Origin of the sequence: Rhodococcus qingshengii JCM 15477 (assembly GCF_023221595.1) — a bacterium.
In the GTDB taxonomy this organism is placed as follows: domain Bacteria; phylum Actinomycetota; class Actinomycetes; order Mycobacteriales; family Mycobacteriaceae; genus Rhodococcus_F; species Rhodococcus_F qingshengii.
Window position 1 is genome coordinate 702,806 of sequence record NZ_CP096563.1, and the last position, 20,478, is coordinate 723,283.

Here is a 20,478-nt window from a genome sequence, read left to right on the forward strand (position 1 = left end):
ACTTGATTGCGGTTACAGAGAGAAGAGAAATGCAGCACTTTCAACATCTCGAGGATGACGTGCGGGAGCAACTGTTCCTGCATGCGCCTCGATCGTTCGCGGATTCCGACGAGAGGGATCTGCTCGCGATTGCTCTGGGTGCAACTCTCTACGTTCCTGCCACCCGGGCCGGGTTGGCCGACATCGTGTCCAAGCGTGCGTCCGAGGGCGTCAGTTCGATGGTGCTCGATCTCGAGGATGCCGTCGCCGATCACGAGGTCGAATCGGCGCGAGCGAACGCGGTCGAAGCTCTCGACAAGATCGCGTCCACCGACGCCGTCGGCATGCTGCTGTTCGTGCGGGTTCGTGAAGTCGCGGACATCCACAAGGTCGTCGCGTCGTTGACCGAGGGGCGCGCCGCGCTCACCGGGTTCGTCATCCCCAAGTTCGGCAGCGAGTCCGGCCCCGTGTTTCTCGACGCCGTCGCGGACGCATCCGAGTTGCTGGGCAAGCATCTCTACGCGATGCCGGTACTCGAATCACCCGCGCTTGTGCACCGCGATACTCGCGATCTCGAATTGCGCACCATCAGTGGGATTCTCGCGCAACACCGCGATCGAATCCTTGCCGTCCGCATCGGCGCCACCGACATGTGCAGCACCTTCGGCATCCGTCGTGACCGCGATCTGACCATCTACGACGTGCGCGTGGTGGTCGACGTCATCGCCGACATCGTCAACTATCTCGGGCGCGCGGACGGTTCGGGTTTTGTCATCACCGGGCCCGTGTGGGAGTACTTCGCCGATCACGAACGCATGTTCCGGCCGATGCTGCGCGCCACCCCGTTCGAGGAACACGACGCCGTCCGGTTCCGTCAGCATCTCGTCAGCCGCGACCTCGACGGTCTGCTCCGTGAGATCGCGCTGGACCGAGCCAACGGAATCCAGGGCAAGACGGTCATCCACCCGTCGCACGTCGCAGCGGTCAATGCATTGTCCGCCGTCACGCACGAGGAATATCACGATGCCCTCGACATTCTCGGTGCCGACGCCGGGGGAGTTCAGGCGTCCGGCTACCGGAACAAGATGAACGAGATGAAGCCGCACCGCAATTGGGCCCATCAGACTGCGCTCCGAGCTCACGTGTTCGGTGTGACCAACAAGGGAATCACGTTCGTCGAGTTGCTGACGGCGTTGGTCGATCGATGACAGAGGTTGTCCAGTCCCGGGACGTTCCCTGGGCTACAGCAGAATTCGGCTTGGACCTCGTTCACGGTGATTCGTCACTCGGGCATTCGGTGCCCGATCTGGTGATCCCGGGACTTCGGCGGAATCCGCGTCGCGCTCACCTGCTGGTGTCCACTGTGCTGGGAAAGCACGTGCCCACCGAGCCGTCCGTGGTCATCGGTGCTGCCGACGACCTCGGCGATCTGGTGCGGACAACCCTCGGTGAGGGTGTCGACGTCGTCGTGCTCGGGTTTGCCGAAACCGCAACAGGTTTGGGTCATTGCGTTGCGGCCCGTCTGCGCGCTCACTGCTACCTGCACTCGACTCGTCGCGACGTACCAGGTGCTACGACGCTCGCCGGGTTCGAGGAGGGGCACTCGCACGCCACGAGCCATCTGATGCAGCCGACGTCCGCCGAACTGTTCGAGAACGACCTGCCTCTGGTCCTCGTCGACGACGAGATCTCCACCGGCGCCACCGCGATCGATGCCATCCGGGCGCTGCACGGGCAATGCCCGCGAAGCCGCTACGTCGTGGCCTCGCTGGTGGACATGAGAACCGAGGAACACCGAGTCGCCGGCGAAGCCGCGGCGGCAGAGTTGAATGTACGAATCGACTACGTCTCTCTCGCTTCGGGTTCGACGGTCCTGCCCGACGGCCTGACCGAGCGCGTCACGGCGCTGGATGCTCCGGATCTGAATCCGATCGGTGACCGCCGCGGCACGCTGTCTCAGATGGATCTGCCGTGGCCGGCACATGTCCCCGACGGTGGCAGGCACGGCTTTCTCGACGGCGACACCGCGGCATTCGAGTCAGCCGTCGAGGCAGCGGTGTCCATTCTCAAATCGTCGATCGACGCGTCGCGTGCTGTGATCGTGATCGGTCACGAGGAGTTGATGTACCTGCCACTGCGCATCGCTGCAGGCTTGGAAAGCTCTGGGCGAGCGGTTCGGTACCAGACCACAACTCGCTCACCCGCGTACGTCGTCGACGTGCCGGGATACCCGCTGCGTCGCGGGTTCACCTTTCCGGCACCCGAACTGGGTGAGAACGACCCTCGATACGTCTACAACGCGCAGTGGCCTGATGCGGCGGTCGACGCCCTTGCGTTGCTGGTCATCGACGAGCCCGCCGACACCGATCGGTTGACGGCGATGGACGGAGTGGTCGAGGTGTTGCGGAACTCCGGCACCGACGTCCTGGTCGCCACCGTTCGCGGGGCCGATCCGTCGGCGCTGCGAGATTCCAGAGCAGGGAGCTCGTCATGAACGAACCATTGGTCGGGCCCGAATTCGGTTCGTACGCGCCGGGCGAAGTGAAGTGGCTGCTCAAGGATCTCTCGCACGTGGATCTCGAAGCGGATGTATCCGTGCGCGAGAAGCGTATTCAGTCGGGTGAGGCTCACTATGCCGAATCTCTTCCCATCGAGTACCAACCCGATCAGGCATACCGGGATCTTTTCGAGACGGTGCTCGCCGAGAGCGCTCCACGGTTGGCGCGCGCTGTCGGGACCGTGATGGACCTGGTCTTGGCCGAGCGGGGGAGTGACATCACGCTGGTCTCACTCGCCCGGGCCGGAACACCGATCGGGATTCTGATGCGGCGCTGGGCCCAGCAGACCCGCGGGTTGACGTTGCCGCACTACGCGGTGTCCATCGTGCGTGGCAAAGGTATCGATTCCGTCGCACTCGATTATCTTGCGCACCATCACGACTCGGAGAACGTCGTCTTCGTCGACGGCTGGACGGGCAAGGGCGCAATCGCCCGCGAACTCGACGCAGCGTTGACGGAGTACCACGAGGCAGGCGGAGCGAAGTTCGACTCCGATCTGGCTGTTCTCGCCGACCCCGGACACTGCGTGCGAACGTACGGGACCCGTGACGACTTCCTGATCGCGTCGGCGTGCCTCAATTCGACGGTGTCCGGCTTGGTCTCACGAACTGTCCTCAACGACACCCTCATCGGGCCCGGCGATTTCCACGGCGCCAAGTTCTACGCCGACCTCGCCGACGTCGACGTTTCCAACAGGTTGCTCGACGTGGTCTCGGCCGAGTTCGATTCGGTTCGCGGCGACGCAGCGGATTCTCTTGCTGCAGTGCTCGATTCCGATCGGACGCCGACCTGGGCCGGTTGGGAGTCGGTGGAGAAGGTGCAGGCCGAGTACGGGATCTCGACGGTCAACTTCGTCAAACCCGGTGTCGGAGAAACAACCAGGGTGCTGCTGCGCCGGCTTCCCTGGAAGGTTCTGGTGCGCGAACTCGAAGCCCCGGAGCACGCACACATCCGGTTGTTGGCACAGGCCCGTGGGGTCCCGGTCGAGGTCGTCCCGGATCTCGCCTACTCGTGTGTCGGCCTGATCAAGGACATCACGTGAGCCGTGTGGACACCGCTGCGTCCCAGGTCCTGATCGCCACGGATCTGGACCGCACGATGATCTATTCGCAGGCCGCGATCGGCGGCGATCCCAGTGGCTCCGACCTGGATTCGGCACCGAGCCCGCTGTGCGTCGAGTACTACAACGGCGGTCCGCTCTCGCACATGAGCGTCGAATCGATCGAACTGCTGACCGCGCTCAGCTCGCGGGTTCCGGTAATTCCGACGACGACCAGGACCATTGCGCAGTTCCAGCGGATCGATCTTCCCGGCGGACCGTGGAAGTACGCGATCACGAGCAACGGCGGAAACATCCTCGTAGACGGCGAAGCCGATCGCGACTGGCGAAACGAGATCGACCGTTCGACCCGTAAGTCCGGCGCCGAGTTGCCGCAGGTTCAGGCGGAACTGGAATCGCGGATCGACTCGAGCTGGGTCAGCTCCATTCGTGTTGCCGACGACCTGTTTCCATACCTGGTCGTCGATCTGGCCGTGATGCCGAGTGATTTCGAAACCGAATGGAATGGGTGGTGCGTGACGCGGGGCTGGAACGTCTCGCGTCAAGGCCGCAAGATCTACACGATGCCCGACGCGGTCTCGAAGTCACGAGCGCTGGCAGAGGTGCGCCGCAGACTGGTCGAGTCGGGTGATCTGGATCAGTCCGCCGTCGTGATCTCGGCTGGTGACGGCGCATTGGATGCGGACATGCTCGAATACTCCGATTTCGCGATCAGGCCCAGGCACGGTGAGCTGGAAGAACTGAATTGGCAACGGCCGACCGTTACTGTGACAGAAAGGTCCGGTATCGCAGCGAGCGCGGAGATCTTGCGGTGGTTCTCTTCCGCGCTCGGGTAATACACGCTCTCTATGAAGGGGATTTAGTTGTCTGTATCGCTTGCCAAAGGGCAGAACGGCCCGCTGGACGTCTCGGATGTAGTTGTCTCGGTTCAGCTGGCTGCGGCCGCTGACCTGTCTGCACTCCTCGTGACGAGCAACGGAAAAGTTCGTTCCGACGCCGACTTCGTCTTCTTCAACCAGCCGACCGGACCCGGCGTGCAATTGGTACCCAACCCGGGTGGCATTGCCTCACTCCGAGTCTCACTCGCCGGCGTACCCGCCGATATCGAGCAGGTTCGCGCCGTCATCACGCTCGACGACGCTTCGTCGAACTTCGGGCGCACTGCTGCACCGACCGCTCGGGTCTCCGATGCGGCCGGGAACGTGTTGTACGAGTACGTGATCGACGGCCTCACCACCGAGTCCATCGTCATCGCGCTCGAGGTGTACCGACGCCAGGGTGCATGGAAGGTGCGCGCCGTCGGCCAGGGGTACGCGGGTGGATTTGCCGCGCTGGTCACCGATCATGGTGTGTCCGTCGACGATGCACCACCGCCGCCTCCCACTCCGGTCGCGGCTCCGGCGCCGATCACCCCGCCCTCGTCCGTCGCTCCTACACCGCCGGCGTACAACCAGCCGCCGCAGCAGCAGCCTTCGTACAACGCGCCGCCGGTTCCGCCGGCCCCGCCCGCGTACAACCAGCCGCCGGCCTACAACCAGGGACCGACGCCGCCGGCCTACCCGCCGGCGCAGCAGCCTGCCTACAACCAACAGCCTGCGTACAACCAGCAGCCGACGTACAACCAGGCACCCCCGGCGCCTCCCGTGCAGAACCAGCCGCCGGCGCAGCAGCCCGAGGTGAGCCTGGTCAAGGGACGCCCCGTCAGCCTGACCAAGGGCCAGAAGGTCACACTCCGCAAGGAGGGCGGCGTCGCGCTCACCATGATCCAGATGGGTCTGGGTTGGGATCCGATCAAGAAGAGCGGCCTGTTCGGAAGCCGTACCGCCGATGTCGACCTCGACGCTTCGGCACTCCTGTACGCCGACGGCAACCTCGTCGACGTCTGCTACTACGGTCAGTTGACGTCCAAGGACGGCTCGGTCCGTCACATGGGTGACAACCTGACCGGCGACGGAGACGGCGACGACGAGGTCATGCTCGTCGATCTTCAGCGGGTCCCGGCTCACGTGACCACCGTGATCTTCACCGTGACCTCGTACCGCGGACACACGTTCGAGCAGGTCTCCAACGCTTTCTGCCGTCTCGTGGACAGCACCACCAACTCCGAGCTCGCTCGATACACGCTCCAGGGCGGCATGGCTTTCACCGGAATGGTGATGGCAAAGGTGTACCGCGTGAACGGTGAATGGAAGCTGCAGGCCATCGGTGAAGGTATCCAGGCCAAGCACGCAGGAGAAGCTGCGCCGCAGCTGGGCCGTTTCCTCACTGCTTGAGTCGAGACTGCATACTCGAGATGAATCCGGTTCGGCGGTAGGTGATTTCGATCGCCGTCCGTCGAACCGGACATCGTTTCCCCCTCTGTGCGTTAACCTCATGCGGCATGTCGAGCCGTCAGTCGAGCGGCCGTGCGCGAGAGGACTTGGCACAGTAGATGATCATTCGAGGGAAACTTCTCGGTCGGGCGGCGGCCGTCGCAGGCGTTGTGCTGGCGCTCGTGAGCACCGGAATCGCGCAGGCTTCGGTGCCCCAGTCGGAAACTCGGTCAGGAGTATCCGGCACCGGGATCAAGTACGTCGCCCTCGGTGACTCCCGCGCCTCCGGCCCAAGGCTGGAACCGATGTACCCCGACGCCTGTTCGCGTTCGTACGAGAACTTCGCGGGCAAGATCTCTCGGGCACTCGAGGTCGCGGAGTTCACCGACGTCTCTTGCAGCGCGGCACGCGCCGAGAACATCATCGACACTCCACAGCTGATTCCGAACTACTGGCCTGTCCAACTCGATGCCGTTCACCCGGACACCGACCTGATCACCATCTCGATCGGCGGCAACGACTCCAACAGCATCTTCCTCGGCCCCCTGTGCGTCGCTCCGGGGCCAGGAACCGATCGTGGATGCCGGTACGACCCGCTCGCGAATTCCGTCGCCCAATCCGGAATCGACCGGGCTGCCGGAGAATTGGATCGCATCCTGACTGCGGTCACGCAGCGCGCGCCTAACGCTCGCATCTACCTGATCGGTGAGGGCGGCATGATCTCCTCTCGCGGATGCTGGCCGAACATTCCGTTCTCAGACGCCGACGCATCCTGGTTCATGGACTACTTCGCTCGCTACAACACGAAGTTCGACGAGGTCGCCCACGCCCACGGTGTGCGCACTGTCGACATTGCGGCGGCGAGCATCGCCGGCGGACACGACGCATGTGCGAGTGCAGATCAGCGTTGGTTCGAAGGCCTGTTCTCGGAGTCGACGGCGCAGCGCTTGCACTTCACGGACGCTGGGATGACCGCGGTGGCCGATCTAGTGGTGGCGGACGTGCAAGGCTGACCGAGAGAGCCCGGTCATGGCATAGTTCGCTGCTGTGGGTATGACTTTTGTTCCCGGACAGAACGCGCCGCTGCAGGCGCCCGTGGTGACGTTTCGAGCCGAGAGCCAGACGCCGTTCGACGTGTCGGCGCTGGTAGCGGACGCGAACCTGCGGGCATTGACGTCCGCGGACTTCGTGTTCTACAACCAACCGTCCACCGCTGGAGTGCAACTCGACGAGAGTGGCATCCGGGTGGAGCTCGATCGACTTCACCCCGATGCGGCAGCGGTGTTGTGCATCGTGAGCGTGGATCCGGCAGCGACGGCCGCGGGAGCCTTTCGCACGGCCGGGCTCTCCGCCACCCTGAGCGATCAATCCGGTTCGGTCCTGGCCGAATTCGCGATCCCCACCGCAGGTACCGAGACAGCGGTCATCTGCTGGGAGCTGTACCGAAAGTCCGGTGCCTGGAAGATCCGGGCCGTCGGGCAGGGCTATGCGGGTGGTCTGGCGGAACTGATCTCGGTGCACGGCGTCGAGGTCGACGACGAGCCGGCACAACCAGCCCCGACAGCCGCGCCCGCGTGGGACTCCGCGGTGGAGCCGTTGGAGGTGGGCCGAGGCCTCGAGCGCGCGTGGATGATCTTCGAGGACGCCTCACGATCTGCCGCTTCCTTCGTCTCCAGCAGTGAGTACGCGCTTGCCCGTTTGGACGAGGATCTGACCGCAGCCGTCGCAGATCCGTCGTTGCGGAACTCGGCAGCGGGAGTGGCTGCGCGCGACGCCGCGCAGAAGCGTCACGACGACCTCGTCTCGCTCGCGAGGGACAATCACGCTCGCGACAGTGCTCAGCTTGCCCACGAACTCGGCGTGATCGACGGCGTGCTCCCGCGGTCGATGGCGTCGTGGAAGTCGGTGTCGTGGGCGGGCACAACTGATCCGGCCCAGATCACAGCCGTCAGCGACGGAATGCGTCTGGGCGAGCTGTCGGCTCCGGACCGCGGCACACTCACCGTTCCGTACTGCGTCCCGTTGCCATTGCGCCGGCCGATCTGGGTGGACAGCACGTCGAGCAAAGCAGCGCTCGGTCTGATCAGTGCCGTCACCGTGCGTGTCATGGCCGCCGGCCCGATGCCGCTACTCGACGTCGTCGACCTGACCGGCTCGCTCACTCCACTGACCGACCGACTGGCACCGATGCTCGCGGGCCCGGTCATCACCGCTCACACCGAGATCTCAGCACGCTTGCGGGCACTGGCCGAGGCCGTCGACATGGGCGAACTCGCGCGAATGAGTGGTGTCGCAGATGGCCCGAGTTCCCTGCGCCTGTTGATCCTCAGCGATTTCCCGCACGGGTACTCCGCCGAAGACGCACAGACCATCATGTTCCTCGCCGAACGCGGACCGGGAATCGGTTTGTCGATACTGATTGTCGGAGAGGACGAGTCGAACTTCGCGGAAGAATCCGTCGCCGCACTGTCCGAGGGGTGCCAACATCTTTCGGCAGCAGGGCAGACGGAGGTTCACGATCCGTGGACCCGCACGCAATGGCACTTCACCCCGGACGTGCTCGACCCGATCTCCGAGTCGCGAATTCTGGCAGTGTTCGACCGTACCTAGTGGCCGATGGCGGATTGCCGAGCGCACAGGCAGAGTGGTGGTACGACCACGCGCGGTGTGTGGCGGCAATACTCGAGGAGACTCATGGCATTCTGGGATCAGTTGAAGGCTAAGGCTCAGGAGATGAACGGCCAGCTCAAGACAAAGACCAGCCAGTTCCAGAACAAGGAATTCAAGAACGCGAGCATGGCAATGTGCGCGTTGATCGCCGCCGCAGACGGTTCGATCGATCCGTCGGAGCGTCAGAAGACCGCCGCGCTGATCATGAGCAACGAGTCGCTCGCGGTCTTCCCGCCGGACGAGCTTCGTGAGCAGTTCGACTGGTACTGCAGCAAGCTGTCCTCGGACTACGAGTTCGGCAAGGTCGAGGCAACCGCGACCATCGCCAAGCTCAAGTCGAAGCAGGATCAGGCCCGCGCGGTCATCCAGATCGGCATCATCATCGGCGGCGCGGACGGCAACTTCGACGAGCACGAGCGCGGCGTCGTACGCGACATGTGTTTTGCAGTCGGAATCTCTCCGGCCGAGTTCGATCTCTGATCGATTCAGAGCATGAAAGCGGGTGCGGCGCGAAAGCGCTGCACCCGCTCTTCTTTTCAGTACTCGGGATAACCGTCCTCGGGTCCCAGCATGCGCTCGATCCTCGTCCGCGTGATCTTGGCGAGCTCGTCGACGCAGACCTTGCGCTCGACGGACCGTTCGTTGGACATGCGCTGGCCGATGTTTTCGAGCAGGTCGTCGGCGTCGTGGCCGTGCGAACACCACAGATACCGGAAGCCGAAGTTCCGCTCGTACTCCTCGCCGGCGCGATAGATGGTTGCCATGACGGCGTCGTCCGGAACCCAGATCGAGCATTGCTCGAGGTGGGACGGCACGCTGTTCCTACGGACGCCGACCGGTGGATGGCATTGCAGGGCGCGTTCGACGTCGACGTCCGAGAGGTTGAGAATCGCGTCCTCGGCGCGCGAGAGGATCTCCGCGTGGTCGGCGAACGGACGTCCGTCGCTGACCCACCCGGCCCACGTCAGCGAGCAGCAGCACTCGAACAATGCGTGAACCGCCTTCTGCCGCGGTAGTTCGTTGAAGCGCTCCAACCCGATCGATTGATGTAGCAGCATGTGACCTCCCGGCCCGTTGTGCCTTCAGGCGCGCTCGACATGCCGCGCGGTAACCAGATGCGCGACCATATCGATAATTCACTGCTTCACCTGGGAAAGGAAGGTTTGCTCACCGAGTTTTCAGGTTCTTAACGCGGCGTAACGAGCTGACCGACACGATCTCCACCCGACAAGGTTCGCTGACGAAGCCGACTCACCCGGGCGCCGATGACTACAGGAGATGGCGAGCAATCTGTCCCGAAAAGAGGCCAATCAACGTTGCGTCTGATGCAACTTCACGGAGATCGGTTGGCGATCCCGCCGTCTCCGAAAGGCGACCAGCGGCTTGACAGGGTCGGCTCTCGTTTGAGGCTCTCGGCGTCGGCCCCTGCAATGGGCCGGGAGTGTGTCTCGTTCGCTGGCAGTCGTGGAGGCTCCGCGCGAGTTCGCGGTTGGCTCGATTTTGTATCGGGCCGTAGATGTCATATCAAGAATCTATGAGGTCGAGGGTGGATACGGTGGGCGAGCGGAGGGGGATGTGGATCGTCGCCGCATTGTCGATACTTGCTCTGGCAGCATGTCGGCGGCCATGAAATTCTGCCCGGAGACGGCCACGAAACTGCCCGCTGGCGGACATGAAACCTGCCCGGTGGCGGTCATGGGATCTGCCCGACACGACGTCGTCTGCCTCACCGGCTCCGACGGTTGAGGCCCCTCCTCAGGTGCGATCGGCGGTGCTGAAGCGCCCGTCGCCCTGAGGAGGGACAACTTGAAGTCTGCCGAGGAGATCATGGAAATCCTGGATGCCTACGACCTGACAGGGTCGTTGCGTGATGCCGGCGAGCTGGCCGGATGCTCGCACCACACGGTCAAGCACTACGTGGACCGCCGTGCTGCCGGGGGTGAGCTGGACAAGGCCGTGACTCGGCCGCAGTTGATCGATGAGTACCTGCCCAAGGTCGAGGAGTGGGTCGAGCGGTCCAAGGGCAAGGTCCGTGCCGACAGAGCGCACGAGAAGCTGCTCGCGATGGGCTACAAGGGTTCGGAGCGCACCACCCGTCGTGCGGTCGCATCGGTGAAGAAGTCATACCGGTCAGGACATGTGCGGGTCCACCGGCCCTGGGTCACCGAGCCGGGGATGTGGCTGCAGTACGACTACGGCGACGGACCTGTCGTCGACGGCGTCAAGACGGTTCTGTTCGTGGCGTGGCTGGCGTGGTCGCGGTTCCGGGTCGTGATCGCGCTGCGCGATAAGACCATGCCGTCCGTGTTCGCCGCGCTGGACCAGACCTTCCGCCGGTTGGGTGGGGTGCCGACCTACGTGCTGACCGACAACGAGAAGACCGTCACGACCGAGCACATCGCCGGGATCCCGGTCCGCAACGGACAGCTCGTCACCTTCGCCGAGCACTACTCGGTCGTGGTCCACACCTGTGTGCCGGCGGATCCGGCGTCCAAGGGCGGCACCGAGTCGTCGGTGAAGATCAGCAAGGCCGACCTGGTGCCCAAGGACACCAACCTGCGTGAGGAGTACGCGTCGTTTAGCGAGCTCGAGGAGGCGTGTGAGGCGTTCTGTCAGAAGGTCAACACCCGGGCTCACCGGACCACGAAGCGGCCACCGGTCGAGATGTTGGCCGAAGAGCGGACACGGCTACACCCGGTCCCGACACAGCCGCACACAGTCGCGTTCGGCACCACCCGGGTAGTGCCGGGCAACACGCCGATGGTGATGTTCGAGTCCGGCCAGTACTCGGTGCCACACACCCTGCTCGGCGCCACGGTGTGGGTTCGTGCCCAAGGACTCGGCGACGGCGAGGAGGTCGTCATCGTTCACGTCGGCGAGGACGGACCCGCCGAGGTCGCCCGCCACGCGCGCGCGACGCCGGGCACGCCGAGGATCAACGACGAGCACTTCCCACCGCAGCCGGAAGGTCCGTTGAACCGGCAGCCGCGAGCGAAGAACCCAGCGGAAGCCGAGTTCCTCGACCTGGGCGAGGGCGCCCGCCTGTGGCTGGTCGAGGCCGCTGCGGCGGGCACGCCGCGGATGAGGGTCAAGATGGCCGAAGCCCTCAGCCTGGCCAAGCTGTTCGACCCCGTCGAGGTCGACTGGGCACTCGGCCACGCCGCCGTCCACGGCCGGTTCGCCGAGGCCGATCTGTCCTCGATCCTCGACCACCACGCCCGGCAACCCGCTGTTGGCGAGCACCGTGCCGGCGAAGAACGGTCGCTGACCCAGGGCACCGCCGGATGGGCACGTCTCGGCCAGCACGACAGCCAGCACGACAGCCGCGAGGGGAACGAGGTGACCCGATGACGACCAAGACCACCACACCATCGATGGCGTCCGCGCCGCCGTTGCCGGCCGAGTTGGAGGACCTCTTGCGGCGGCTTCGGCTGCCCCACATCCGTCGCCACGCACCGGAGGTCGTCGCGACCGCGAAGGCCCAACGCTGGGAGCCCGCCGAGGTGCTCAAGGCTCTGTTCGCCGAGGAGGTCGCCGGAAGGGAACGCTCCGCACTGGCCACCCGCAGGGCGGCTGCGGGGTTCCCGACCGGGAAGACGTTCGATGCGTGGCAGCCCGAGGCATCCTCGATCCCGGCACCGACCCAGCAGGCACTCCGCACCCTGGAATGGGTCCACCGTCGGGAAAACCTCGTCGTGTGCGGGCCGTCGGGGACCGGGAAGACGTTCCTACTGGAGGCACTCGGTCACCAAGCCGTCGAGGCCGGGTTGAAGGTCGCCTGGTTCACCCTGGAAGACCTCGGGGTCCTGCTGCGCCGCCATCGTGCCGACGACACGGTGTCCAAGGCCATCGCCCGTGTGCTGCGCGCCGATCTCGTTGTCGTCGACGACATCGGCCTGTTGCCGGTCGCCCAGGATGCCGCCGAGGGGCTCTACCGGCTCGTCGACGCCGCCTACGAGAAGCGGTCGGTCGCGATCAGCTCGAACCTGCACCCGTCCGGGTTCGACGAGCTGATGCCCAAGACGCTGGCGACCGCCACCGTCGACCGGCTACTGCACCACGCCCACGTGTGCCAGACCAGCGGAGACTCCGTGCGACTTACCCAGGCACTCGCCGGCCGAGGGGTGAGTCCCTTGAGCTGAGTGCTCTGGTCGGTGGTGGCCGCAAGCCCACTGGGCAGATCCCATGGCCACCACCGGGCAGTTCTCGTGACCGTCAGCGGGCAGGTCTCACGACCGCCCCTGGGCAGTTCCTACTGTCCCTTGACAGCAGCACTCATCTGCGCGGTGGTGACGTTCAGCATTGCTGTGCAGTCGATCTCCGGTGGTATGGGTCCTGCTGTCGAAGCGAGGGTGCTGGACGTGGAGGACGGTGCCACGCTGGGCCGTTGTGTGCATCCGCGCACCTATACGGTGGGATGGGCGCAGGAGGAGGTGGACCACATCGAATCGTTCGTCGAGTGCTCCAGCGCGCACGAATACGCTGTGGGGCAGACGGTCAGGTTGTGGCGGGGTTCGAGTGGTCACTTGGTCGGATCGAGTCCGACGCTGATCGTGGCTTTGAGCAGTTCGCTGTCATTGGTGACGGGAGCGTTGGCGGTTTTCTCCGGGCGGAAGGCAGTTCGGGCGTGGCCGGCTCGACGGAAGGGGCGTAGTGATGTGGGGACGTTGAACATGTGAGTCCGTATGGCGGCGGTGGCAGGGAAACCGGAATTTCACGTAACCGTCCTCGCAGCTACGCCATTCGAACGCAAGTAGCTCGGCGATTCTTTTTGTGGGGCGACGCAAGCGCTCGCTGCCTCGGAAGTAGCTCGTAGACGTCACGATCTTCCACGGTTTATCTGCGCCGTTTGGTGTGTGAACGGCGAACTCTCCATGAGGTGCCGTGACTCACTCAGAGGTTTTCGTCCTGGACGACGGGTATTGATTGTTCGATGTAGTCGGCGTCGGGTGTCGCGTCGACGGCTGCGGGTACGCGGTCGTTTTCCATGGCGGTGGTCCTTACTGTGCGGTGTGTCCTTCTGGCTGTGCGGATTTCAGTGTTGTTTGCGCGTTGTCGCGGCGTAGTGCTGCGGTGCTGTCCTCGAGTTCGAGGACCCGCCTGATGCCGACTAGGTTGATGCCGTCGGCGATGGGGTGTTGCTCACCAGGCTCGCGGCGGGCACCCTCGAAGCTGCAGCGCCGGCCCCGCCGATCATGTTGCCTCGCTACTCGTATCGGGTTCCGGTTATGCGGCCTCGAGCCACTCAACGCTCCCCTCCGTTGCAATTGAAGTGAAGGAACACTGCGCGATTCGAATACTGCACGGCCCGTCGACCTCCCCGGTTGTCACTGATCCGGAGCAACAACGCATTCGAGGAGGCTTCAGATGATTGCTGGGGTGGGATTCGGTGGCTTCCATTGCCGTGGGAATGGCGGATAGCGCTCTCCTAGGTGACTCCATGCGAGCTCAAGCCGAACGCAGTTTTACTGACGCCCTGGTGAACACTTCGGCAGCCATGAAGCTCTTACGTCGACTGCTCAAAGGACTGGAGTTGTGCTGAGTGTGATGGTCACCGACAGACTGGCCAGCTACAGATTGGATGCCCGTATCTCTGTCAGCTGCTGAAACCGCAGGCGTCTATGTCATGCGAGCGATCCCTCGAGCAGATCGACGAGAGCATCGGTATGGGTTAGTTGCGGATGGTGCCCGGCACCCGGCAGCGAGATCAGCTTGATGTTCGGAAGTGACTCGAGCTGCGCAACCGCGGCGGGGTCGATTGGGTCTTTGCTTCCTGTGATGATGCGGACCGGGCCACTGAATCGCCTAAGCGCTTCTTGGAGTTCAGCACGCCACCGCTTCGATCCCGCACGGGCGAGATGCTCGGCCACGCTCTTGGAACTGCTTCGCTCGAGGTCACTGAGACTGGAAACGAGAGAATCCGCGCTCGCTTCTGATCCGGTCAGTTTGCGTGAGAGCCGTGCCGGGTCTGCGTGTCGCAAGTAGGCGCGTACGAGCGGCTTCAGTCTGGCCGAGGCACCCATCGGGGCCTGGAGGAAGAACGGTGCGATCAACGTGAGGGACTTCACCTGCGCCGGGAACCGGTCAGCCGCAACTACTGCAGCAGCCGCACCGATGGAGTGGCCGACGAGGTCAGCAGGTTCACCAGCTACTACCGCCGGCAGCCACTCATCCCAGTCCTGAACGCCGGCCCCGCTACTGAGGCCGAGCCCGGGCAAGTCGACGACCCGCCCCTCGATGCCGGCAGCTACCTCTGCCCACGTGTCCGCGTTCACGGGCAAGCCGGGAAGAATCACCCGACTCGATCCTGGTACGCCGAGCTCAAATGTCCTCAGGCCGCCGACGTCGACGAATCGACGGTCGGCGGACATGACGGCACCAAACCGATGCGCTGCCAGGTAGTCGGCCCACCGTTCGAGGGACACCAGCACGTCGGGCATCAGGATCCCGTGTCTGTCGGCGAACTCGACGGCGGACTCTGTCGGATAGCGGTCGGCGGACATGAAGGTGAGGGTCTCGGGATCGGCCTTGGTGATCTGCTGCGGGAGCCGCTTGATGACGCCGATCGGAATCCTGACCCGCGGGACCTTCGCACCGAGATGCCGACCGACGTGTGTGAGCAGGTCCGCTAGCGGTGGGGTGTCGTCGTGGAGAACCCAGTAGGCCATGCCCTCAGCAGCGGGATCGACCGCAGCTGCCGTCATGAAGGCCGCCAGATAGTCGACCGTGACGATCGGGAGAAACGTCGATTCGTTTCCAGGCAACGCTGCTGCGGTGCCGTTCCAAATCTGCTCGACTGTGCTGGCCAGCCCGATGTGCTGGTCGGATTCCCCGGTGGCGCTGTCGCCGATCACGCTGGACGGATTGACAATGGTCCAGGGAACTCCGTGCTTGAGGGCTCGGGCCTGGAAGATTGCGTCGGATTCCACTTTTGACGCTTCGTAGGCGCCAAGGTCCTTGTAAACCGCGGTGCGGTGATCGTCGGGCCATGGAACCGTTGTGGGGTCTTGTCCGCCGACGCGGTAGCCCGACACGTGGATCACGCGCTGCAGGTTGGGGAGGTCCTTGGCGAAGTCGATCAGCTTCTCGACGATGCCGACGTTCGCGCTGCGTGCCTCCTGGGCGGTCATTCCGAATCGGTAGGACCCGGCGCAGTTGTGGATCTCTGTGATGAAAGGGAACGCCGATGGGCCACCCGCGACGATTTCAGGAGCGTCGAAGTCGACGATCGTCGTGCTGATGCTCCGCGTCAGGCCATGCTCTCTGACCCATCGCTCGACACGGGCCCCGGACTCGGCGGTCCGAACTGCCGCCGTGACGTTCGTACCAGCCTCGGCGAGAGTCAGGACGAGGTGCCGACCGACCAGACCTGAGGCCCCGAAGACCAGGGCGTGACGGGAGACGTCGCGTGGAGTCATCGCGTTCCGCCAACGGTCTGGCAGCGCTGGTTGATGAGCTCCGCAACGATGTCAGCGGCCGAAATCAGGGGTTGCGTGTTCTGCGTAGCGCGAGAGACGATGACCGCCCCCTCGATCGTCGACACAACAACGGTCGCCAGGGATCGGGCCTCGTCGGGGAGAACGCCGCTGGCCTCGAGAAACGCGGTTGTCAGGGCGATCCACGACTCAAAGGCAGCGGCGCACGCCTGCCGCAGACGCTCGTTCTCCGCGCCCATCTCCAGGGTGACGACAGAGACCGGGCAACCCCGCCGGAAGTTGCTCTCGCTGACGATGGTCGTCAGGGCCTCGATCGCGGCGCGTGCGGCCTCGGCCGCATCGACCCGGGAAATCGCGGCCTCTGCAATCAGCGTCCCGAATGCCTTCGTGGCGAGCTCAATCGCTGCGACGCCCAGGCCTTCCTTCCCGTCGGGGAAGTGGAAGTAGATCGACCCTTTCGGCGCTGCGGCGTGTTCGATCACGGCGTTCAGGCCCGTGCCGCTGTAGCCGCTGGTCTGGATGAGCTCGAGCATGGATTCTGCGAGCCGTGCCCTTGTCAGGTCTCCTTTGGATGCCATGAGTCAACAATAGACCGGTCTACATATTATTTTCAACCGAGAGAATGCATCTACCAACCAGTCTCGTCGTGATCGACATGCGTGTGACCGCCGACGCCATCATCGGAGTGCCGGCGACCTAGGATCCGGCCAAGGCTTCGGGTCAGGTCCGCTTGCGGGTCGCGATCTCGTCGGAGAGCTGCTGAACGTGGGCGGCGTCCGCGTCCCGGGCAAGGGCGACGTAGTGGTCCATGACGGCCGGCCGGTAGCGCACGGGCAACGTCTGTCCTGGGGCGAGTCGTGTCAGCTCGGTGATCGTGAGGTCTTCGTCTGCGATACCGCGGAACAAGATGCCGTCGGAGGTCTCCACGTCGAACATCAGGACCACGCGTGGATTGCTGTTGACCTCCCGCCAGTCGACGAGAACGCCGAGCGCAAGCACCCCCGTCCGCAGTTCCGCATTGCGCTTGCGTGCATCACTGCTCATGAGCGGGTTCGGGGCGACGCCCGGAAAGTCGGGTCCGACGCCGAGTGATTCCCGACTCAGGTCAGGCCTGAGCTTCGACATCACATCGTCGAGCGTCATCTTTGAATCGTTGCGCTTCTTTTTCCAACCGAACATCCTGACCCCTCCATCACAGCGGCGCCGGAATCTCGGCCTGGAGCTTCGCTCTGATCGCGATTGCATGTCGCGGTCATTCTCGATCTCCGTCGCATCGTCCCGTCCACCTGCGGGTCGAAAGGCCTTTCAATCTGCACTCGCGCGTGCGGACAGACTTTTCGCTCACCAGTTGCACGCCAGTCCCTCTTGCCGGTGCAATTTCCGTTGTCAGAAGGCGAAATCCATGAAGGGGACCGAGATTGGCCCCCAGACGCGAATGGAAGGTCGCCATGACGAACGACGCCCCTCACCATCGCGCCCGCATTGGTCGCCCGCCACCTCGGCCACCACAGCCCTGGATGCAGCGATGTTCGACAGCAATCGCGAGCGGGCTTGTGAGCGGTTGTGGGAGTGGGCGTCAACCGACGTGGACGTGTGGCCGGCGGGACTGGTCGGGTTCGGCGCGGCGGAGGACCTCACGGGTCACGGGAGCTGTTTCGCCTTCACCGATGAACAGGAAGCGGAGCAGGTACATGATCGGGTTTCCCTCCGTCCACTCGAAGTAGACGTCGGGAATCACGCCGGTGATGTCCCTCGTCCGCAGGAGAACCGCCGCAATGGTGTTGGGGACGGCCGGGCTGTCGACCCACAGAATCCGGTGCTCACCGCGCTGTCGGCCGTGGACGAGGAGGTCGGTGCTGAATTCGGAGGAGTCCGTGACGTTTACCTCGATGAAGATGATCGACTCGCCTTCGGGGATGTTGCTTTCGGCGCGCTGCTGCGATTCCTTCTGCCGATACTCGTCCTCGTCGAGACGGTCGACGTCGTGCGCCACCATCGCGAGGTAACCCTTCTCGGCTGCCTCGGCGATGAATTGCAGCGCAGTCTCGTCGAGTTCGACGGAGGTTGCCCGAAGTTCGAAGGCTCGCGAGATCCGGGAAAGGAAGGACACCACCATGATCGCGGCGATGAAGAACGACGCCACTTTCACACCGTCTGGACGTTCGAAGATGTTCGCGATCGTCGTGTAGACGAACAAAACTGCAACAAAACTGAACCCTACGAACAGTTTTCGCTGACCGTGCTTACGAGCGGACAGGGCAACGGCGACGGTCGCCGACGAGATGAGCACGAGGACACCGGTTGCGTACGCGGAACTCTGAGCGTCGACACCGGCGTCGAAGTAGATCGTGACAGTGATGGCGATGACGCTGAACACGAGGACCAGCGGACGCACGGCGCGGGCCCACGACGGCGCCATGCCGTAGCGGGGGAGATACCTCGGAACAAGATTGAGCAACCCTGCCATTGCCGACGCACCGGCAAACCAAAGGATCAGGATCGTGCTGAGATCGTAGACGGTTCCGAAGATCTCACCCAGATAGTCGTGGGCGAGAAAGGCAAGCGCGCGACCGTTGGCAGCGCCTCCGGGTTGGAACTCGTTTTCTGGGATCAGGATGGTGGTGACCAGGCTCGACGTCAGCAGGAATCCGCTCATGATCAGCGCCGCCGTGGTGAGCAGGCGCCGCGCACCTTTGATGCGGCCACGTGGATTCTGTTCGGTGTCGTGCGGATCGCCCTTGATCTGCGGCATGACCGCGACGCCGGTTTCGAAGCCGGACAGACCGAGAGCCAACTTCGGGAAGACGATCAGCGCGATCAGGATCATCATCGCCGGGTTTCCGTGCTCGGTGGTCATGGCGCGCGTCCAGTCGGTGACCAACGACGGCGCGGTCGCGATGTGCCACAGACCTACGGAGATGACCACCACGTTCAAGGCGAGGTAGACGGCGACCAATCCGACAGCGATACCGATCGCTTCGGTGAATCCGCGGAGGAAGACCGCAGCGAGGAGCGCGAGCAGAACCAGGGTGACGGCGACGGTGTGTCCGGAGAGAAAGGTTGGAGCAAAAGGGTTCTCGACGAGGTGCGCCGTGGCATCGGCAGCCGAGAGCGTCATGGTGATGAGGAAATCGGTGGCTGCGAAGCCGAGAAGCACGAGAACGAAGATCTTGCCGCGCCACTTGGGCAGCAGCTTCTCGAGCATGGCGATCGAACCCTCGCCATGCGGACTCTCGCGAGCCACTCGCCGGTAGACCGGTAGAGCGCCGAAGAGTGTCAGCAGGATCAATACGACTGTCGCGATGGGAGCCAACGTGCCGGCCGCCAGTGCCGCGATACCGGGTTGGTAACCGAGAGTGGAGAAGTAATCGACACCCGTCAGACACATCACCTTCCACCACGGGTGGCGCTTCTCCTTCTTCGGCGCCATCCGGTGTGGCCCCAGATGTCCGGCTGGTTCCTCGGTGATGTCCGCGAGCAGCCAGGACTCGGTGCGTTGTTTCACAGACGGAGCCGTGTTGTCGGCCGGAACCTCGTTGTCGGCTGCGGTCACCACGGCGTCACGGCTTCAGATAGACGTCGTTGAGCGTGACGGTCCGCAGGTTCCGGCTCCGGATTAGGTCCACCAGTTGCGGATACACGTGGGTCACGGGCAGATAGTTGAGGTGCCCGATCACGATGGCCCCCGGATTGAAGTACTGGTTCGCCATTTGGAGGATGTACTCCTCGGTGATCAACGAAGAATCCGACAGCGACCCGTACCAGAGGGTGGGCACGGTGTAGCCGACGCTCGCGGCCACGGAATCGACTGTCGCGTTGTGCCTTCCGTACGGCGGCCGAAAGTACGGCGCCGCGTCCACGCCGTAGGTGTTGCGAAGGAACGTGCCGTTCTTCGTCAGCTCGTCGGCGATCTGCTGCTTCGACACGGACGTCAGATCCGGGTGCGAGTAGGTGTGATTGCCGAGCTGAATTTGTCCGCTCTCGACCAGCGGTCTGAGAAGTCCGGCGTTTTCGGTCCACGAGTTGTATTGCCCGTTGACGAAGTACGTCAAACGGATGCCGGTGTCTTTTGCGAACTGTGTGTAGAGGCGCACGACTTCGGAGCTGGCTCCGTCGTCAACCGTCAGGGCAAACAGATCCCCACCGCCGGGTAACGCGGTCAACGATCCGCCGGCGGGCAGCGGCACCCGGGCAGACGGCGGTGGAGGCGGCAACAAGGCAGGCGGGAGATCCGGGACAGGGACGGGGTCGGTTGGTTCGTCGGCTGCAGCGATTGCCGTCCCGACCGAACGTGACGAACACGCGGTTCCCATGGTCACCGCGGCGGTTCCGGTCAGAGTTGCTGCTGCGAGGGTACTGAGGAAGCGTCGGCGGTCCACAGGGCGGAGCCTAGAGCAGATTTGCCTAATTCGGACTTCATTCTCAGCGTTCTTTCAGCCAATGACCAGCCGTGTCCGGTATCG

At 63.9% G+C, this 20,478-nt stretch carries 17 protein-coding genes; 11 read left to right on the plus strand and 6 right to left on the minus strand.

Annotation, left to right across the window (positions count from 1 at the left end; all coding sequences use genetic code 11):
• Positions 1-29: 29 nt before the first annotated feature.
• The 8 genes from M0639_RS03185 (at position 30) to M0639_RS03220 (ending at position 9,059) form a co-directional block, all read left to right on the plus strand.
• Complete coding sequence (locus tag M0639_RS03185; RefSeq protein ID WP_064074529.1) at positions 30-1,187, plus strand: HpcH/HpaI aldolase/citrate lyase family protein; 1,158 nt, start codon at positions 30-32, stop codon at positions 1,185-1,187.
• The gene (locus M0639_RS03190; RefSeq protein ID WP_064074528.1) at positions 1,184-2,473 is read left to right on the plus strand and encodes a phosphoribosyltransferase family protein; all 1,290 of its coding nucleotides are present in this window, start codon (positions 1,184-1,186) and stop codon (positions 2,471-2,473) included. The genes M0639_RS03185 and M0639_RS03190 overlap by 4 nt, the downstream gene beginning before the upstream one ends.
• A complete protein-coding gene (locus tag M0639_RS03195) occupies positions 2,470-3,579 on the plus strand; it encodes a cysteine protease StiP family protein (RefSeq protein WP_003941082.1) in 1,110 nt (369 codons plus the stop codon). Before M0639_RS03190 ends, M0639_RS03195 begins: the two co-directional genes overlap by 4 nt.
• Entirely contained in the window at positions 3,576-4,433 is an 858-nt protein-coding gene (locus M0639_RS03200) for a hypothetical protein (RefSeq protein ID WP_007727039.1), read from the plus strand. The genes M0639_RS03195 and M0639_RS03200 overlap by 4 nt, the downstream gene beginning before the upstream one ends.
• A gap of 27 nt (positions 4,434-4,460) precedes the next feature.
• On the plus strand, positions 4,461-5,870 hold the full coding sequence (locus tag M0639_RS03205; RefSeq protein WP_054187881.1) for a TerD family protein: 1,410 nt from the start codon (positions 4,461-4,463) through the stop codon (positions 5,868-5,870).
• Positions 5,871-6,028: 158 nt separating this feature from the next.
• Positions 6,029-6,922 (plus strand): SGNH/GDSL hydrolase family protein, encoded by an 894-nt coding sequence (locus M0639_RS03210; RefSeq protein WP_042922710.1) that lies wholly within the window; start codon positions 6,029-6,031, stop codon positions 6,920-6,922.
• Between the two features lie 40 nt (positions 6,923-6,962).
• Positions 6,963-8,519, plus strand: coding sequence for a TerD family protein (locus M0639_RS03215; protein WP_082893195.1), 1,557 nt, complete (start codon positions 6,963-6,965; stop codon positions 8,517-8,519).
• 84 nt (positions 8,520-8,603) lie between these two features.
• Positions 8,604-9,059: a tellurite resistance TerB family protein gene (locus M0639_RS03220; RefSeq protein ID WP_003941110.1), complete on the plus strand. Its 456-nt coding sequence runs from the start codon at positions 8,604-8,606 to the stop codon at positions 9,057-9,059.
• A gap of 56 nt (positions 9,060-9,115) precedes the next feature.
• Here the strand turns inward: M0639_RS03220 and M0639_RS03225 are convergent, their stop codons facing one another.
• Positions 9,116-9,637 (minus strand): 2-oxo-4-hydroxy-4-carboxy-5-ureidoimidazoline decarboxylase, encoded by a 522-nt coding sequence (locus tag M0639_RS03225; RefSeq protein ID WP_003941084.1) that lies wholly within the window; start codon positions 9,635-9,637, stop codon positions 9,116-9,118.
• 748 nt (positions 9,638-10,385) lie between these two features.
• On the opposite strand from M0639_RS03225, the gene istA reads away from it, so the two are divergent.
• The 3 genes from istA to M0639_RS03240 all read left to right on the plus strand — a co-directional run bounded on the left by istA (position 10,386) and on the right by M0639_RS03240 (position 13,258).
• On the plus strand, positions 10,386-11,930 hold the full coding sequence (gene istA / locus M0639_RS03230) for an IS21 family transposase (protein WP_064075337.1): 1,545 nt from the start codon (positions 10,386-10,388) through the stop codon (positions 11,928-11,930).
• On the plus strand, positions 11,927-12,721 hold the full coding sequence (gene istB / locus M0639_RS03235) for an IS21-like element helper ATPase IstB (protein ID WP_183591811.1): 795 nt from the start codon (positions 11,927-11,929) through the stop codon (positions 12,719-12,721). Before istA ends, istB begins: the two co-directional genes overlap by 4 nt.
• A 120-nt stretch (positions 12,722-12,841) precedes the next feature.
• Positions 12,842-13,258, plus strand: a complete 417-nt coding sequence (locus M0639_RS03240) for a hypothetical protein (protein ID WP_156525124.1) — start codon at positions 12,842-12,844, stop codon at positions 13,256-13,258.
• A gap of 945 nt (positions 13,259-14,203) precedes the next feature.
• On the opposite strand, the gene M0639_RS03245 is transcribed toward M0639_RS03240, so the two are convergent.
• The 5 genes from M0639_RS03245 to M0639_RS03265 form a co-directional block, all read right to left on the minus strand.
• Positions 14,204-15,997 carry an alpha/beta fold hydrolase gene (locus M0639_RS03245; RefSeq protein ID WP_064075729.1) on the minus strand — a complete coding sequence of 598 codons (1,794 nt, stop codon included), beginning with the start codon at positions 15,995-15,997 and terminating at the stop codon, positions 14,204-14,206.
• Positions 15,994-16,593: a TetR/AcrR family transcriptional regulator gene (locus M0639_RS03250; protein ID WP_064075730.1), complete on the minus strand. Its 600-nt coding sequence runs from the start codon at positions 16,591-16,593 to the stop codon at positions 15,994-15,996. Before M0639_RS03250 ends, M0639_RS03245 begins: the two co-directional genes overlap by 4 nt.
• A gap of 142 nt (positions 16,594-16,735) precedes the next feature.
• The gene (locus tag M0639_RS03255; RefSeq protein ID WP_228232423.1) at positions 16,736-17,158 is read right to left on the minus strand and encodes a hypothetical protein; all 423 of its coding nucleotides are present in this window, start codon (positions 17,156-17,158) and stop codon (positions 16,736-16,738) included.
• A 433-nt stretch (positions 17,159-17,591) separates the two neighbouring features.
• Positions 17,592-19,571: an amino acid permease gene (locus M0639_RS03260; protein WP_082893349.1), complete on the minus strand. Its 1,980-nt coding sequence runs from the start codon at positions 19,569-19,571 to the stop codon at positions 17,592-17,594.
• A 4-nt stretch (positions 19,572-19,575) separates the two neighbouring features.
• Positions 19,576-20,394, minus strand: a complete 819-nt coding sequence (locus M0639_RS03265; RefSeq protein WP_064075731.1) for a polysaccharide deacetylase family protein — start codon at positions 20,392-20,394, stop codon at positions 19,576-19,578.
• Between the last annotated feature and the right edge of the window lie 84 nt (positions 20,395-20,478).